The following is a 15,059-nucleotide window of genomic DNA, read 5'->3' as shown; positions in this document are numbered from 1 at the left end:
TTCTAAAAAGTGTAACTAAGGTTAAAGCCACGTGCTACAAGGCTTCTCGGCGTCTTACCCACGTGAGTAGACCGCCTAATGCGAGCCATCCGAGCCCGATAGAACCCCCACTGTTGTCATTGCTGCCAAAGTCGTTACTGGTGGTATCTTCTGGGTCAAAACCGGAGTCTCCCTCGCTATGATAATCCTCGGTTGCCGCAAGCGAGGCATCATAAGTCGTTTTTGTTCCAGCGCTGGTTTGTGCTTCTATCCACGGGGTGTAATTCAACACTTCGGTAAATACGCTTGGAATCGCTGGGGATTCACATCTAGAAGAGCCATAACTGACAATACCGATTTGCTGATAATTACCGTTGTTATCCTGGTAGGTTAATGGCCCGCCCGAATCGCCACTACAAATCCCTGTGTAATCACGGTCTGGAAAGCCATTCGCACACAAACTTTCTTGCGAGTTAAAGTCGGGCACCAGTGAAATACATTGGCTATCGGTGAGCGGCTGAATTTCTGCCCAGCGAAGGTAATTCGGTCCTGTTTGGTCGTCGGTTGACGTTTGTCCAAGCCCGAAGATCTGATACACCGACTGGTTACTGTAGTCACCAAAGTCTTGCGGCAAAGTGATAGATTGAACGTTATCAGTGATTGGACGAGTGAGCTCCAAAATGGCGATATCGTTAATCCACAGGTCATTGGGATTGTAGTCTGGATGAATCGTAATCGAACGTACGTCTTTGAACTCTTCCACAAACACATCATTCATGGTTGGGTTCTTCACTAAGACTCGAAGCTCATTGATTGTCCAATCATCAGTAAATACGTCCGATTCTACACAGTGTGCAGCGGTCATGATGTAGCGGTCATTGACGATCGTACCACCACAGATGTTGGCAAACTGACGTGAGCCAGTGCGGTGCAATATTAGGCGAGCAAAGAAAGGGAGTTGATTAGCAGAGGCTTGTTGGCCGCCAATAATAAATGTTGTGAAATCAGAGTTGTCACCGTTATTCGCCGTTTCTGCACAAACAGCCAGTGGTCCCATGAGTAAAACGCTACTCAGAAAAACATGATACAACCGCATAAAACCGTCCTTGGGTTTGAAAGTACTCTTCTTACTTTATACCAATTCCGGCATTATTCTATTCACCTAGAAAACGAATAAATGTCTTAATGCCTAGCTAATACTCAACAAGTTACACTTTCGTTTGACTAAATTCTTGTCGTAGCCAAGAACGTAACAAATGAAAGGCTTCATGCTTAAGTTTATGTGGTGGACATATCAAGTAGAATTGTTGGGATGGATTAACGATAGGCCGCCCTAGTTCTACCAACTGGCCGTATTTGATGTCATCTGTTACGAACAATCGATGTGTGACTAGCAAGCCCAGACGGCGAATGGTCGCTTGTACTGCTTGAATGGACATGTCAAAGGTAACCGGTTTTTTTCCTTTTGGCCTTTCTATGCCTGTTTGTTCTTGCCAGATTTGCCAATCGTGCTTGCGGCGGTCATTGGTGACTTCAATAATCGGGTAGGTTGATAACAGCTGTTTGATGTCTTGGCTATTTGGTTGATCTAATAGTTCTGGGCTGCACACCAGGACTAACTCATCGTCGCTCAACTTCTCGCAGTAGTAATCTTGCCACTCTTGAGGGCTACCGTGCACTAAAGCAGCATCAATACCTTCTTGTTCCAAACTGAACTGCCCAATAAGGTTGGATAAGCGAACATCAAGTTGCGGAGCGAAATCTTGTAAACTCGACATTCTAGGAATCCACCAATGCAGGGCCAGAGAGTTGGCCATATTAAACGTAATCCGTTTTGAATTTTGGTCGTGAAGGAGCGCTTCTGTTGCATCAACGATCTGCTCAAGCGCCGGGGCGACTTTGCGGTAATACTTTTTGCCGTCGTTATTGAGACGAACTTGGCGACCGACTCGATCGAACAGAGGTTTATTCACTTGGCTTTCGAGAGATTTGATGGCTTGACTCACAGCGGAATGGCTTACAGAGAGTAGTTGAGCGGCTTCTGTCATGCTGCCTGTCTCGGCAACCGCGACAAAGGCGTAGATGGACTTCAAAGGGACTAACTTGCGCATGGTATCTTTACTCCTAATGCCTTCTTTTTTCATCTTCAAACAACTTTGTTTTGTAAGTTTTACTTACATGAGCGTTTAAAAATACTCGCTATTTCTCGCTTGTGCCTTTTCTTAAAATACTCCGTGAATTAAGGAGTATCCAATGAAAGAAGAAAATAAACCCGTCATCTTTATGTTGATGTCTACATTAAGCTTATCTGTTACAGGACTATTAGCAAAACAGCTCAGTGACGATTTGTCCGTGACCATGTTCAGTTTTTTACGCTTCTTTACTCCAGCTCTCCTTTTATTGGTCATGCTGCGCTTTAGGAATCTCAACTTACCAACCATCGATACCATTAAACCGATTTTGCTTCGTGCTTTTTTCATTGGTATGTGTCAGTTATGTTTTATCGCCTCTCTACAAACGTTGACTCTGGTTGAAGGGGTAGTGCTGTTCGCGACCGGGCCACTGTTTATGCCCATTGTGGAGAGGCTTTTTATGCGTGGACAAATCCGCATCTCGACGATAGTCGCACTTGTGATGGCATTTTCTGGTGTCGTTTTGTTGGCAGGAGCGGATGGAGAGTTTACGTGGCGTGTTGACTTATTACTGGGGCTTGCTGGTGGGTTATTGAACTCAGGCTCTCAATTGACTCTATATAAAGCAAGTAAGAGCGGTCTATCACCACTAGAAATCAATTTTTGGACCTTTGGTGTTGCTGCTCTACTTATCTTGCCACTCGTGTTGGTCAATGATTCGAGTGTGTTGGCTAACTCATTGTCGATAAACACGTTTGAAACGCCCAATACCGCACTCATATTCTTGATGTCATTGCTGATTATTAATACGCAGGTATTTCGTTCAAAAGCGTATCAGCTGGTAAGTAGTGGATCTCAATTAGCACCACTTATATTCACCAACCTGCTGTTTACCGCGGTGTGGCAATGGGCGTTCTTTGAAGACCAAATGAGTGATATTCAGGTTATGGGCATCAGTTTAATTGTCCTAGCGACGGTAATGAATACCTTCTGGATTCGGTTCTCGGCACGCCGTATACATTTACTGCGACCTAAAACACCTTAAGGATAGGTTTAGCCTAGCAAGCTGTGACAAATGAAGTGTAAACGTCAGTGCCTGTTTGATTTTTCACTAGATTGAACTAGCGTCAAGAAAGGTGCTGGGAGAGAAAATATGCTGACTTTAAACTATCACGTCGAGATTGCCGCGACGCCTCAGCGCGTATGGAGCGTGCTGACCGATGTCGAATTATACAAACGATGGGCGCAAGCCTTTTCACCTCAATCTCGATTTGATGGTGTATGGGAAGAGGGTTGTGATATTACCTTTTTTGACCCTGATATGGGGGGGACTAGGGCGGTCATTGATACAGTGCAGCCGTTACACAAACTCGAGTTTCATCACGTTGCCATCTTTAATCCAGATAATCGGCAGCAATTGGATGGCGACCTAGCCTCAAAGTGGATCGGATCACGAGAGATCTATCAGATCGACACGTTAGATGATCGCTTATTGTTGAGTATCACCATTTATACTCACAGTGATTTTGTGTCGATGTTCAATCACGGCTGGGAGAAGGCACTGCCTTTGATCAAAACCATCAGCGAAGAGTAAGGTTAGCTTGCTAACTAAGATTGGGCTGACGACAGCTTGCTTGTGGGTATACAATGGCCGTCAATTTGCGCACCAAGAGAGTAGATGATGGAACTTAAGGTTGATACCCACACGCATACGTACGCCAGCGGTCACGCTTATAGTACGTTGATTGAAAACGCGAAATCGGCAAAAGAGAACGGACTCGATATGTTCTGTACGACCGATCACGCTGAGTCAATGCCGGGGGCGCCTCATTACTGGTTCTTCTCTAACCAAAAAATATTGCCTCGTTTTCTTGAAGGCGTTGCGATTATCCGCGGCGTTGAATCCAACATTATGAATACTCAGGGTGACATCGATATTCCAGATAGCGTTGATCGCAATTTGGATTGGGTGATTGCTAGCTTTCACGAGCCAGTATTTCGCCCAGCGGACAGCGCTACGCATACTGAAGCGCTGTTGAACATCATCAAAAACGGTCGTGTTGATGCGCTAGGTCATTTGGGTAACCCCAACTTTGACTTTGATTTTGAAGTCGTGCTGAAGTGTGCAAAAGAGCACAATGTCGCGATTGAAATCAATAACACCACACTGAAAGGCAACAGCCGAGTGGGCAGTGTGGACCGCTGTCATGAGATCGCACAAATCGGTAAGGATCTCGGTGTCTTCTTCACTACGGGCAGTGATGCGCACTTCTGCCACGATGTGGGTAACCTAAGCTTGGTTAGTGAGTTAATGGATAGAGTCGGCATCGACAGCAGCAAGGTTATCACTCACTCCGCGCAACAATTCTTAGCCTTCTTAGAGCTACGTGGCCGCAAGCCAATTGCAGAGTATGACGAGATTCGCAACGCATAAACTTGATTACATTTTTGGTTATGCAAGTGTTAAGGGATTGCTTTACACTGCTCGCATTAAAAAGCCGACTGAGAATTCGGTATTCAATGGAGAAGTGAAGATGTTACGTCCTTTAGTATTGGGGTGTGTAATTGCGTTGGGCTCAACATACGCAATGGCAGAAGCCGTCGATTTAAAACAAAACATGAAGCAGATGAAGATGGAATTCAAACAGGCGGCAGAAGCGTCTGATGTTGACACCATGAAATCTGCGATTGATAGTTTGCAAGCGATCGTTGAGCAATCTAAGCGTGGTAATTACCCACCAGAGAAGTTCGATATCTACCTAGAAGGCTTTAACAAGCTGACGGCAACGCTAGACAAGATTGAAGCGGACCTTGATGCAGGCAAGCTAGAAGAAGCGAAAGACCAACTGCGTGAAATCGATAGCCTACGTGAAGAGTATCACGACAAGCGTAACCCAAGCATTTGGAGCAAGCTTTTCGGCTAATCGCTCACTGAGTTATTTGAAAGAATACGATATCAGCCCGCCACTACGGCGGGCTTTTTTGTGCCTGTCAATCGAGGTGTTCAAGAAAACCTGTGAGGCAGAATCCACTTATTGATTCTCTTTTTGAGCTACCACTCAGAATTGGTTACGCTGTGTGAAATTTGTTAAGTCACCGTTATGCGTAGATTAATTCCTTTTTATCGCTCCATGCTATTTGCTAGTGCTCTAAGTTGGGTGCTAGTGACGCTGATGCCTGTTATCAATGCTCATGGTAACAGCATGGGCGTGTGGGCGACGCTATGTACGCTTAACGGTTTTGAATTGGTTCAGATAGAAGAGGGCGACAACTCTGTCAGCCACAAAGGCAAGCCTTGTCCTTTTAGCCATTTCTCGACTTTTCATCACGATACACTTCCAACGACACCGATACTTTCACGACTGAGCTCGGTGATTTCTGACAGTTACACTTATTTGGCTCTAAGTGTGCGATTTGAAACGCCAGTTCCTCGCGCGCCACCTGTTTCCCTTTTCTCATAACAAAAACAATTACAAGTAAAGTCACACAACACTGCCACTTCGAGCAGTGGTACTCCCGAATCTAAGTCAAATAACGCCGCATACCCAAGAAGTATGTGCTGGATGCGTTTGGCTAAATTTGGGCGTTTAACTATGAAAAAAGGAAAATACATATGTTGAGAAACTCGGCAAAGCCTCAACTCAAGGAAGCCTCGCGCGCAAAGTCCATCTACTTTATGACGTGGCGATGGCACTTCTACGCAGGATTATTCGTTATCCCGTTCATGCTCATTCTTTCCCTTACAGGGCTCGTGATGCTGTTTGATGATGAAATCGAACTGGCTCGATACGAGGCGACATTACAAGTTTCACCACAAGAGCAAACTGTTCCTGTCTCCACCCAATTAGAAACCGTAAAGCAGACCTATCCCGATTTTAATGTCACTCAATTTGTACCTGCTAAAACGGCCGATCTTGCCAACCGATTCTCAATTCAAAATCAAGAAGGCAGCTCACTGATTGTTGCAGTAAATCCTTACACAGGGGACGTGCAAGGCACCATTGACCGTGGTGATAGCATCTATGAACTGATGAACAGCATTCACGGCACGTTGCTCATCGGTGACCTAGGCGACCGTTTAATTGAAATTGCCGCAAGTTTGGGCATTTTACTTTTGGTGTCTGGTTTGTACCTGTGGCTGCCAAGAGATAACGCAAGCCGAGCAGGCTTTATGAAAATCCGTGTCGGCAGCGGTACTCGTATTTTGATGCGAGATTTACACGCGAACTTAGGTGGCGTGTTGTCGATTGTGTTGCTGTTCTTTTTAATCTCAGGTCTGTCTTGGGCAGGAGTTTGGGGAGCAAAAATGGTGCAGGCGTGGAATACCTTCCCAACTTATTACACATGGGGCGAGAAACCAGAATCGATACTGACACACAAAGATCTAAATCATGGTGCGTCTGAAGAAATGCCATGGAACTTAGAGCTTGCTGCTGTGCCTGAGTCAAAAGACAAGCCCGCTCATGATCATGCCAATATGAAGGAAGAGATGGTATACGCAGGCAGCCAAGACGCGCTATCTATTGATGACATCGTCCATAAAGCGGAAATGATGGGCTTTACGGGCTATAAGCTGTTTTTGCCACGCTCTGAAACAGGTGTTTACACCATCGCAGCTAACTCTATGGGCGGTGATATTTCCGATCCAAGGCAAGATCGCACCAGTCACTTTGACCAATATTCCGGTCGTTTGCTGGTGGACGTGACGTGGCAAGATTACAGTCTGTTCGCTAAGTTTATGGCTGCAGGTGTGTCATTGCACCAAGGCGATGTCAGTGTGCTTAACAAAGTGCTTAACGTAGTGTTTTGTTTGGCGTTCATCTTAATCTCAATCACAGGTGTGGTGATGTGGTGGATTCGTAGACCAAGTCGCAGTGCTGCATTGGATGCGCCACCTAAGTTTCAGCAAGATGGCATTTGGAAGCTTGGTTTGGCAACGTTAGTCGTATTGTGTCTGGCGTTCCCGATGGGCGGCTTGGCGATTGTGACGGTTCTCGCATTGGATTGGTTGCTGTTCAACCGAGTCGAGAAGCTGAAAACAGCGTTGAATTAGCAACACAGAGAAGAGTGGAATAGTAAAAGAGCCAGCTAAGTGCTGGCTCTTTTTATTTCTGGTAAATCTCCAGCGGTAAGCCATCTGGATCTTGGAAGAAGGTAAATGCTTTGCCTGTGAACTCGTCAATCCGAATTGGCTCAACTTCAACGTCATTCGATTCGAGGTAGGCTTTTGCTTGCTCAACATCATCAACCAAAAACGCAAGGTGTCTCAACCCTTGTGCTTCGGGAAAGCTCGGTCTCTCCGGTGCGTCTGGAAAGCTAAACAGTTCAACTTGGCTGCCGTCAGGTAAGGCGAGGTCAAGCTTGTATGAGTCTCTGGCTTCGCGATAGTTCTCAGCAATGACTTTCAATCCCAACACTTCAGTGTAAAAGCGTTTTGACCTTGGGTAATCGCTGCAAATGATCGCAACGTGATGAATGGCCTTAAACATGGTTAGCTCAAGCATGGTTAGTATCCTCGGAGACTAAATGCTCCTTAACGAAATCGATAAACACGCGCAGGCGAGCAGGCATGTACTTGGTTTGTGCATACTGCATCGCGATAGCACCGTGGTAATTACTTTTTATCATCCAATCTGGTAGAACTTCCACCACTTCACCTTGTTCTAACGCGTCTTTAATCACGAAGTCATGAAAGATCCCAATTCCTAAGCCGGACTTAACGCCATTTAAGCGCATTTGTGAATGGTTGACGGCATAACGGCCACTCACAGCAATGGAATGAAAGGCTTCTTCTTTAAAGAATGACCAGATGTTGTCTTTGTCGTTCTCTGCAAGGTAAATACAGTCGTGCTGTTCAAGCTCGGTTGGGTGCGCTGGCATACCGTGCTTGGCGAGGTAATCTGGAGAAGCACACAACACCAGATTGGTCTTACTGATCTCTTTGAGTACCAGGTTCTCATCGGGTTTGTCGGTGAGCTTAAACGCAACATCGATGCCTTGGCGAAACAGATCAATCTCACCATCGGCAGCACGCAGTTTGAGCTGTATATTTGGGTAGCGATCTAGAAATGGCAGCACAAATGGCTGAAGCACAGAATTAAGAAAGGCTTCGGGAGCCGCCACTGTGAGAGCACCAGTGGGCTCGGCATGATCTTCCGCCGACAATTCAACCGCTTGCTGAGCCGCGTTCACCATGGCAATGCTTTGGTCGTAAACTTTTTGCCCTGCTTGCGTGATGATCAATTTGCGAGTGGTGCGCTCAAACAATTTTACTGAGAGCGCTTGTTCTAGGCGCGTGATCAGCTTACTGAGTGCTGACGGTGTCACACCGAGTTGTTTGGCGGCAGCAGTAAAGCTACCTTCGTTTACCACTAAGATAAACGAAGCGAGATCAGGGAGTAGGGCGATAAGTTTTGGGTTAACCATAAATAGTCAGTGGTGCGCAAATGAATGGAGACATTGTCTTGCACGACTCCACATGGTTCAAGTGTGCCCGTCTCTCTTTAGCGATATTTTGTCAAAAACGCGTCGAGCGCAGGCAAACCAGATACTCCAGAGTGGTATTGCTGCCAACAGTGATAAATAGCCGTTTCATGGTCTGCAATCAACTCGATCGCTTCTCGCTCAGTGATTGAATATTGCTGTGAAGTTTTCACTTCTTCATACCACTCTCGATACTTGACCTCATAAGGTTCTACCCACTTCAAAAGAGTCGCCACCAACTCTTGCCATGGTAAACCGATCCACTTGGTTGCATCTGCCAAGCCTTTATCCAGCATCTCTTGGTGTCGGTTTTCAATATCCATGTCATTTGCAAGCAAAACAGGTTTGAGCTTTTCTGCGGTGAGTTCTTCCACTTCAATCAAGGTTTGCCAAAGGAGTGGCTGTTCACTACGTGCGTAGTTACTCAGGTAATGGTTGAAAAAAGCAATGCCATAGATTTCGCCATAGTAGGCAGACAACACGTTCTGAATCATGAAGAGAGTCGGGTGTAAATAGAGAATGGCATATTGTAGATGGTAAGTGAGTTAAGAGTAAATAGTGGTATTAGCGCAATAAATTACTGTTGAGAGAGATTGAACAGCACTTGTGAGAATTTTATGAGATTTCGATGAAGTTGCTGATAGATTTGCTCGTCATTCTTAGAGGCAAGAACGCAAAACGTTCGAAACGTAATGCTTAACCTACCCAAGTCACGAACAAAGAAGTAAAGCCGTACACATGGGCTTGGGTAGTTCAAACCTCGTTAAAGGATGGAATCACAATGAAAAAACGTACCCAATTTGGACTCGTCATGACTTCAGTCGCGATAGCACTAGGCTCTGCATCAGTGAACGCGGCGGAATTGGAAATCACCGTGACCAACGCAACCAAAGGTATCTACTTCACACCACTGATTGTTGCGGCTCATGGCTCTGATCTTCAAATGTTCAGAACGGGTGAAGTCGCGACCCCAGAATTAGAAGCAATGGCAGAAGGTGGTGATATCTCTGGCCTTGCAAGCCTCATCGGTAATGCGGGCGGGGTTGTGGTAGAAAACCCAGCAAGCGGTATTTTAAACCCAGGCGTTGCAACCACTTTCACTATGGACAGTGGTGACCATGGTTATCTTTCTCTTAGCGCGATGTTGCTGCCAACCAATGATGGTTTTGTGGGGCTAGACAGCTGGAAAATCCCAACTGAAGCGGGTACATACCGAGCAACACTAAGAAGTTATGATGCCGGTACAGAGGCGAACGATGAACTTGCGTCTAGCATGCCAAACCCTCCTTTCATTACCTTTGGTTCTGGCGGCACAGGCGTTGAAGCAACGGTAACAAATGACAAAGTGCACGTGCATCCGGGTAACTTGGGTGACAGCAACCCAACAGGCGGCATCAGTGATCTAGATAGCAGCAGTCATCGTTGGTTGAACCCAGTTGCGACCATCACCATCGTTGTGAAGTAAGGGGGATGTATGAAAGTCAGAATCTTACTCGTGGCAGCTTCGGTCGGTTTGCTCGCCGGTTGTCCAAGCGATGATGATAACGATGTAGTTAAGTCGTACCGCTACACTGTCAACGTCGCTAATCTAACCGCGAACCAACCTATGTCTCCGCTGGCAGTGCTCACTCATAACGGTGACTACCAACTGTTTGAAATTGGCCAAGCCGCATCGGTCGAACTTGAGCACCTTGCTGAGGGTGGCAGTAACGCAGAGCTAATTAATCTGATGAGCCGTAATGACGATGTTTACCAAGGCGTGTCAGGTAACGGATTGGTGCTGCCGGGGGCTTCAGATGCAGTCACCATCACTGTTGACCCTAGTCGTTACGGTTACTTGTCTGTGGCATCTATGTTTGTGAATACCAACGATGCTTTTGTTGGTGAAACAGGGCTGTCGCTAAAATCGTTAGCGGTCGGTGAAAGCTATCAAATGAGCATGAACGTTTGGGATGCCGGTACGGAGCTGAACGATGAGCTTGCAGCCACCATTCCGGGGCCCGCAGGTGGTGGTGAAGGCTTTAATGCTGCTCGTAATGATAACAATGATGTCGTTGCTTTCCATGCTGGTGTTATTAGCCAAGATGACGGATTAGCAAATTCTGCGCTCTCTGCGAACCACCGCTTCTTGAACCCTGGTGCGAAAGTCACCATCACTCGAGTCGAATAAAACAGGCTCCGATGACGTCTCCTTTCCAAAGTGCTTGTACTAAGCGCATCCCTCATGGCGTCATCGGAACCTTTTTTGAAAGGATTTCTGACCTGTTCCGGTCATGTGCAAAGTGAGGATACTTGAAGGCAAGGAAAGGACCATGGAACAACAGGCAATCAATTTAGTCGCGAATATCTTGCTGGTGGAAGATGATGATGATTTGGCGGAACTGGTTCAAATGCATCTCAAGTTTCAAGGGCATCAAGTGTTGAGAGCAACGAATATCGCTGAGGCTAAAGCGCAATATCAACAGCAATCTTTTGATTTATTGATCCTTGATAGAGGTTTGCCAGACGGTGATGGTCTCGACGTCTGCCATTATTTGCGCCAGAAACAAGATTGGAGTCCGGTACTTATGCTGACAGCCAGAGATGGGGAGATGGATAAAGTCGACGGCTTAGAAGCTGGAGTGGATGACTATATTACCAAGCCATTTAGCGTATTAGAGTTCCAAGCGCGAGTCCGCAATGTACTGCGTCGTGTTAGCCATACCACGGAAGTGCAAACAGATAAAAACCTCGTAGAAGATGCGATGGATTTTGGTCCGTTAAGAATTATTCCAGAGTTGCATCAAGTCTCTTTGCATGACAAGGACGTGACCCTCACTGCGACCGAGTTTACTTTGCTTCAATTCCTCGCGACGCGTCCAGGTAGAGTCTATAGCAAAGATGAATTGCTCGACCACGTTTGGAACACCAACCATTCCGGTTATCACCACACCGTGTGTAGCACCATCAACCGCTTACGTAGCAAGTTGTCTTTGTCTGATTCTGATCATCATTTCATCCAGACCGTCTGGGGTGTTGGGTATAAATTTCAACCTAGACAATGACTTGTTGAATTTATTTATTGTCATGTTCTCAATCACGCTCACAATCAATGTTGCTGTTTAGGGAGGCGATAAAATGAGCTTCAAATCTCGCTTAGTGATATTCACAAGTTTATGGTTTTTGTTGGCAGCAATGGTGATAGGCCTCACTTACAATTGGCAGAAAGAGACGATTGAGTTGCGTACCAAGCAGAGCTTGCACAAAGACCTTGCAAGCCATATGCGCGATGATAGCCCATTGATGATAGGGACCGATTACAACCCCAAAGCGCTTAAATCTATCTTTCATACGCTCATGCTGATCGGTCCTGATTTCGAAATTTACTTTCTTGATAGTCAGGGCAACATCACTACCCATGCAGCACCAGAAGGGGCAGAGATCATGGGTAAAGTGGATCTCCAGCCCATCAAGCAATTCTTAAATGACGAACCCTTTCCTATTTTGGGTGAAGACCCTCGTAATCGTGGTGAGCACAAAGTGTTTTCCGTTGCCGCGATTGAAGAGCTCGGATCGACCTTGGGTTATCTCTATGTTGTGATTGGCAGTACCAGACATGATGCCATCGCCAACGCACAGGTCGACACACCTTATATTGCGCTAGCGGGGTTAGTTTTAGTGTCGATTTTAGGCTTTGCATTGGGCGCTTATGTTCTGGTAAAGCGCAGCTTGTTGAACCCAATTGAGCGCGTCACTAATCAGCTTCAACAGCAAGCAGAGCATGATTTTCGTCTACAACCCGATTTTACTCGTCAAGTGCCGGAGTTAGTGCCGATCGCGAACTCTTACCAGATGATGGCGAAGCACATTCAGCAGCAGTTTTTACAGTTAGAGTATCAATCTTCTCATCGTCGCCAAAGCTTGTTGCAACTTAGCCATGATTTGAAAACACCGCTATCGAGCGTACTTGGGTACTTGGAAACGTGGCGTTTGCAGCATCCGGAATCCGATCCTCTGATTGACGTGGCTTTTCGAAATTGTGAGAAGCTTTCAACGCAATTGCACTCATTGCTTGATTCGGCGCGCAAAGAAGCGCCAATACCAAACTACGAGTATCGACCTGTCGATCTTGAGGCACTGATGATCGAATGTACCGAGACGATGCAGAGCCAGTTTTCTCGCAAAGAAGTCGTATTGAAAATGGATGTCGACGATAAGATTCAAACCGTAGGTGATAAAGGTCTACTAGAGCGCCTAGTGCTTAATCTGCTAGAAAATGCGCTGCGCCATAGTCCTATGGGTTCGGAGGTTCATTGCCAAGCGCGTTTGAGTGAGGATAAATCGCGTATCCATTTTACCTTTGTTAATCATATCGAGCACGAAGCAGAGAGCGGTTCTTTAGGGATAGGCACGAAGATTGTCCAATCGATATTAATGCTGCATCACAGTTATCTTGAGACCAGTGATACGCCGTGTCTGTACCAACAGAAGTTTACGTTGAGAGCCGTGTGAACGTTTTGTTCTCAGCGTAGTCTCTCTGTGCTCCATTCATCAAAAGCCCTCCTACTGGGTGTTTTTCTATGCCTCTATTTTAAGGCTTCTCGCTTTAGGAAAAACGCCTCGCCAAAATAGCTAATTTGACAACTTAGTATGTTTATCTTGAATAATTGATTAAATTTTTTTCAAAGACTATATGCAAATCAAATTAAACCAAAAGGTACATATTGTTACATATTTAACGTGCTAGAAGCGATATTAACCTTGTTGTCTAATTTGTGATTTAAATATTACAAATTATTAATTTGTATTTCTAAGGGAAGTTATAAATTGATTTGTGATTTATATTGGTAATAAGTGTTTTAATGAATATTCTGTTATGTGTTTAGTTGTTTATTTAATGTTGTATAAAATGTTGCTTATATCATCACCCGAGATGAAAAAGTGGAACTAAAGTCACTTAATTGCAGCGAGAACCCATAAACTATAGGTCTATTAGGTAATAATAGTTTAGTAACAGATAGTTACGGATTCATAATTTATAATATGGCTAAACTTCCGACAAGGATCGAAAAGATGAGCGACAAGGAATCTATTCAGACTAATCGCAGCCGCCGCAATTTTTTAAAAGGTGCAACTGGTGCAGTTGTGGCTGGCGTCAGTGCTTCAGCGTTTTCTGGTGCTGTTCAAGCAAAGGAACCGAATATCGACTGGAGCCGTCTAGGTAAAAAGAACGATAAGCGCTTTTGGCGTAAAGTTCAAAAGCAGTTTGTATTGGATAAACGAACGACTTACATGAATATTGGTACGACGGGTTCGATGCCAAAACATGTTCTTGAAGGATACGAAGACAACAACAAAATTGTTGCTAAGTACCCGTGGGATATGAAAGACAAGTTTGGCGCTTGGCCTCATGTTTCTGAAATGGTGACAGACGTTGCACCAGGCTTTGGTGCTAATCCAGACGAAATCATTTTGAGTCGTAACACTACCGACGGTTTATGTTCAATCATCAACGGTCTACATTTCGAGCCGGGTGATGTAATCCTAACTACTCACCACGAACACGTTGCTGCAACGTCGCCAATGAATGTGGCAAAACACCGCTTCGGTGTCGATGTCGTTGAAATTCAACTTCCTGTTTTCACTGGCACGGAAGAGGTTTCAGAAGAAGATTACATTCAAGCCTTCCGTGAAGCGATTGAAGCGCACCACAATGTTCGCCTCATCGTCTTCTCTCACATTACCTACAAAACAGGTACAACGCTGCCAGCCAAAGCGATTTGTTCTCTAGCAAAACAGCACGGTATCCCAACATTAGTTGATGGTGCGCACACTGTCGGTATGTTCGACTTAGACTTCCACGATATGGATTGTGACTTCTATGCAGGATCTGGCCATAAGTGGCAGTGTGGTCCGGGCGCGACAGGTATCTTGTACGTACGTGATAACGGCAACCGTTTGAATGAGTACTGGAGCGATCGTGAAAATCCACTGTGGTTGATTAACTCTTCTCTTTCTCACGCTGATCACCTAGGCAAGCAATTGCAAATGCAATACATTGGTAACGACAACTACCCAGCAAAACAAGCACTTGCTGATAGCTGTAAGATGTGGGATGAGATTGGCCGTGACCGCATTCAAGAGCGTGTACTAGAGCTGAGCGATCTATGTAAGACGCTGCTTAACGAAGCGTTACCACATGCTCAGATGTATTCGCCAAACGTGGAAGGCTTAACCAGTGGTCTAACAACGTTTAACCCATTAAGCGATGTGACAGATAAAGAGCGATTGACTCTGTTCCGTGACCGTCTTCGTGAAGAATACGGATACATCATCCGTACAACAAACTTCAAGCTGTACAAAGAGGACGCTTACGAAACGCAAGCACTGCGCATCTCGACTCATTTATTCCATGATGAGAAAGATGTGGAAGGTCTTGTGGAAGCGATTACGGATCTTTACTACTCGTTCTAACCTTGTTGAACT

16 protein-coding genes are annotated in these 15,059 nt (G+C 45.5%); 11 read left to right on the top strand and 5 right to left on the bottom strand.

Annotated features, from left to right (window positions below):
- Positions 1 to 34: 34 nt before the first annotated feature.
- Together KIO97_RS10860 and KIO97_RS10855 are read right to left on the bottom strand one after the other, a co-directional pair.
- Complete coding sequence (locus tag KIO97_RS10860; RefSeq protein WP_285382458.1) at positions 35 to 1,036, bottom strand: trypsin-like serine protease; 1,002 nt, start codon at positions 1,034 to 1,036, stop codon at positions 35 to 37.
- 151 nt (positions 1,037 to 1,187) lie between these two features.
- Complete coding sequence (locus KIO97_RS10855; RefSeq protein WP_050905495.1) at positions 1,188 to 2,090, bottom strand: LysR substrate-binding domain-containing protein; 903 nt, start codon at positions 2,088 to 2,090, stop codon at positions 1,188 to 1,190.
- A 142-nt stretch (positions 2,091 to 2,232) separates the two neighbouring features.
- Here KIO97_RS10855 and KIO97_RS10850 point away from each other — a divergent pair, with 142 nt between their 5' ends.
- The 6 genes from KIO97_RS10850 to KIO97_RS10825 all read left to right on the top strand — a co-directional run bounded on the left by KIO97_RS10850 (position 2,233) and on the right by KIO97_RS10825 (position 7,164).
- Positions 2,233 to 3,156 carry a DMT family transporter gene (locus KIO97_RS10850; protein ID WP_285382457.1) on the top strand — a complete coding sequence of 308 codons (924 nt, stop codon included), beginning with the start codon at positions 2,233 to 2,235 and terminating at the stop codon, positions 3,154 to 3,156.
- Between the two features lie 108 nt (positions 3,157 to 3,264).
- Positions 3,265 to 3,705 (top strand): SRPBCC domain-containing protein, encoded by a 441-nt coding sequence (locus KIO97_RS10845; protein ID WP_005532223.1) that lies wholly within the window; start codon positions 3,265 to 3,267, stop codon positions 3,703 to 3,705.
- 87 nt (positions 3,706 to 3,792) lie between these two features.
- On the top strand, positions 3,793 to 4,545 hold the full coding sequence (locus tag KIO97_RS10840; protein WP_285382602.1) for a phosphatase: 753 nt from the start codon (positions 3,793 to 3,795) through the stop codon (positions 4,543 to 4,545).
- Positions 4,546 to 4,645: 100 nt separating this feature from the next.
- Positions 4,646 to 5,035 (top strand): cytochrome b562, encoded by a 390-nt coding sequence (locus tag KIO97_RS10835; RefSeq protein ID WP_285382456.1) that lies wholly within the window; start codon positions 4,646 to 4,648, stop codon positions 5,033 to 5,035.
- Between the two features lie 177 nt (positions 5,036 to 5,212).
- Entirely contained in the window at positions 5,213 to 5,572 is a 360-nt protein-coding gene (locus tag KIO97_RS10830) for a hypothetical protein (RefSeq protein WP_079401910.1), read from the top strand.
- 152 nt (positions 5,573 to 5,724) lie between these two features.
- Positions 5,725 to 7,164: a PepSY domain-containing protein gene (locus KIO97_RS10825; RefSeq protein WP_285382454.1), complete on the top strand. Its 1,440-nt coding sequence runs from the start codon at positions 5,725 to 5,727 to the stop codon at positions 7,162 to 7,164.
- Between the two features lie 52 nt (positions 7,165 to 7,216).
- On the opposite strand, the gene KIO97_RS10820 is transcribed toward KIO97_RS10825, so the two are convergent.
- The 3 genes from KIO97_RS10820 to KIO97_RS10810 all read right to left on the bottom strand — a co-directional run bounded on the left by KIO97_RS10820 (position 7,217) and on the right by KIO97_RS10810 (position 9,088).
- Entirely contained in the window at positions 7,217 to 7,600 is a 384-nt protein-coding gene (locus tag KIO97_RS10820; protein ID WP_038891480.1) for a VOC family protein, read from the bottom strand.
- Between the two features lie 7 nt (positions 7,601 to 7,607).
- Positions 7,608 to 8,537, bottom strand: coding sequence for a LysR family transcriptional regulator (locus KIO97_RS10815; protein WP_005432290.1), 930 nt, complete (start codon positions 8,535 to 8,537; stop codon positions 7,608 to 7,610).
- A gap of 77 nt (positions 8,538 to 8,614) precedes the next feature.
- The gene (locus KIO97_RS10810; RefSeq protein ID WP_285382451.1) at positions 8,615 to 9,088 is read right to left on the bottom strand and encodes a hypothetical protein; all 474 of its coding nucleotides are present in this window, start codon (positions 9,086 to 9,088) and stop codon (positions 8,615 to 8,617) included.
- 287 nt (positions 9,089 to 9,375) lie between these two features.
- On the opposite strand from KIO97_RS10810, the gene KIO97_RS10805 reads away from it, so the two are divergent.
- From KIO97_RS10805 to KIO97_RS10785, 5 genes are all read left to right on the top strand, one after another.
- A complete protein-coding gene (locus KIO97_RS10805; RefSeq protein WP_285382450.1) occupies positions 9,376 to 10,059 on the top strand; it encodes a spondin domain-containing protein in 684 nt (227 codons plus the stop codon).
- A 9-nt stretch (positions 10,060 to 10,068) separates the two neighbouring features.
- Positions 10,069 to 10,764: a spondin domain-containing protein gene (locus tag KIO97_RS10800; protein WP_285382448.1), complete on the top strand. Its 696-nt coding sequence runs from the start codon at positions 10,069 to 10,071 to the stop codon at positions 10,762 to 10,764.
- Between the two features lie 142 nt (positions 10,765 to 10,906).
- Entirely contained in the window at positions 10,907 to 11,638 is a 732-nt protein-coding gene (locus KIO97_RS10795; protein WP_045396423.1) for a response regulator transcription factor, read from the top strand.
- 73 nt (positions 11,639 to 11,711) lie between these two features.
- The gene (locus KIO97_RS10790; protein WP_285382447.1) at positions 11,712 to 13,085 is read left to right on the top strand and encodes a HAMP domain-containing sensor histidine kinase; all 1,374 of its coding nucleotides are present in this window, start codon (positions 11,712 to 11,714) and stop codon (positions 13,083 to 13,085) included.
- Positions 13,086 to 13,646: 561 nt separating this feature from the next.
- Complete coding sequence (locus tag KIO97_RS10785) at positions 13,647 to 15,047, top strand: aminotransferase class V-fold PLP-dependent enzyme (protein WP_050913212.1); 1,401 nt, start codon at positions 13,647 to 13,649, stop codon at positions 15,045 to 15,047.
- Positions 15,048 to 15,059 lie beyond the last annotated feature (12 nt).

This window comes from Vibrio sp. B181a (genome assembly GCF_030248375.1).
Taxonomy (GTDB): Bacteria; Pseudomonadota; Gammaproteobacteria; order Enterobacterales; family Vibrionaceae; genus Vibrio; species Vibrio campbellii.
This window is presented reverse-complemented; position numbering and strand designations above follow the sequence as displayed.

Excerpts from the sequence above, each read along its gene's own strand:
- KIO97_RS10860 (WP_285382458.1), bottom strand. The coding sequence starts at position 1,036 with ATGGGACCACTGGCTGTTTGTGCAGAAACGGCGAATAACGGTGACAAC.
- KIO97_RS10830 (WP_079401910.1), top strand. The coding sequence starts at position 5,213 with ATGCGTAGATTAATTCCTTTTTATCGCTCCATGCTATTTGCTAGTGCT.
- KIO97_RS10845 (WP_005532223.1), top strand. The coding sequence starts at position 3,265 with ATGCTGACTTTAAACTATCACGTCGAGATTGCCGCGACGCCTCAGCGC.
- KIO97_RS10800 (WP_285382448.1), top strand. The coding sequence starts at position 10,069 with ATGAAAGTCAGAATCTTACTCGTGGCAGCTTCGGTCGGTTTGCTCGCC.
- KIO97_RS10790 (WP_285382447.1), top strand. The coding sequence starts at position 11,712 with ATGAGCTTCAAATCTCGCTTAGTGATATTCACAAGTTTATGGTTTTTG.
- KIO97_RS10840 (WP_285382602.1), top strand. The coding sequence starts at position 3,793 with ATGGAACTTAAGGTTGATACCCACACGCATACGTACGCCAGCGGTCAC.
- KIO97_RS10785 (WP_050913212.1), top strand. The coding sequence starts at position 13,647 with ATGAGCGACAAGGAATCTATTCAGACTAATCGCAGCCGCCGCAATTTT.
- KIO97_RS10820 (WP_038891480.1), bottom strand. The coding sequence starts at position 7,600 with ATGTTTAAGGCCATTCATCACGTTGCGATCATTTGCAGCGATTACCCA.
- KIO97_RS10815 (WP_005432290.1), bottom strand. The coding sequence starts at position 8,537 with ATGGTTAACCCAAAACTTATCGCCCTACTCCCTGATCTCGCTTCGTTT.
- KIO97_RS10855 (WP_050905495.1), bottom strand. The coding sequence starts at position 2,090 with ATGCGCAAGTTAGTCCCTTTGAAGTCCATCTACGCCTTTGTCGCGGTT.
- KIO97_RS10795 (WP_045396423.1), top strand. The coding sequence starts at position 10,907 with ATGGAACAACAGGCAATCAATTTAGTCGCGAATATCTTGCTGGTGGAA.
- KIO97_RS10810 (WP_285382451.1), bottom strand. The coding sequence starts at position 9,088 with ATGATTCAGAACGTGTTGTCTGCCTACTATGGCGAAATCTATGGCATT.
- KIO97_RS10850 (WP_285382457.1), top strand. The coding sequence starts at position 2,233 with ATGAAAGAAGAAAATAAACCCGTCATCTTTATGTTGATGTCTACATTA.
- KIO97_RS10825 (WP_285382454.1), top strand. The coding sequence starts at position 5,725 with ATGTTGAGAAACTCGGCAAAGCCTCAACTCAAGGAAGCCTCGCGCGCA.
- KIO97_RS10835 (WP_285382456.1), top strand. The coding sequence starts at position 4,646 with ATGTTACGTCCTTTAGTATTGGGGTGTGTAATTGCGTTGGGCTCAACA.
- KIO97_RS10805 (WP_285382450.1), top strand. The coding sequence starts at position 9,376 with ATGAAAAAACGTACCCAATTTGGACTCGTCATGACTTCAGTCGCGATA.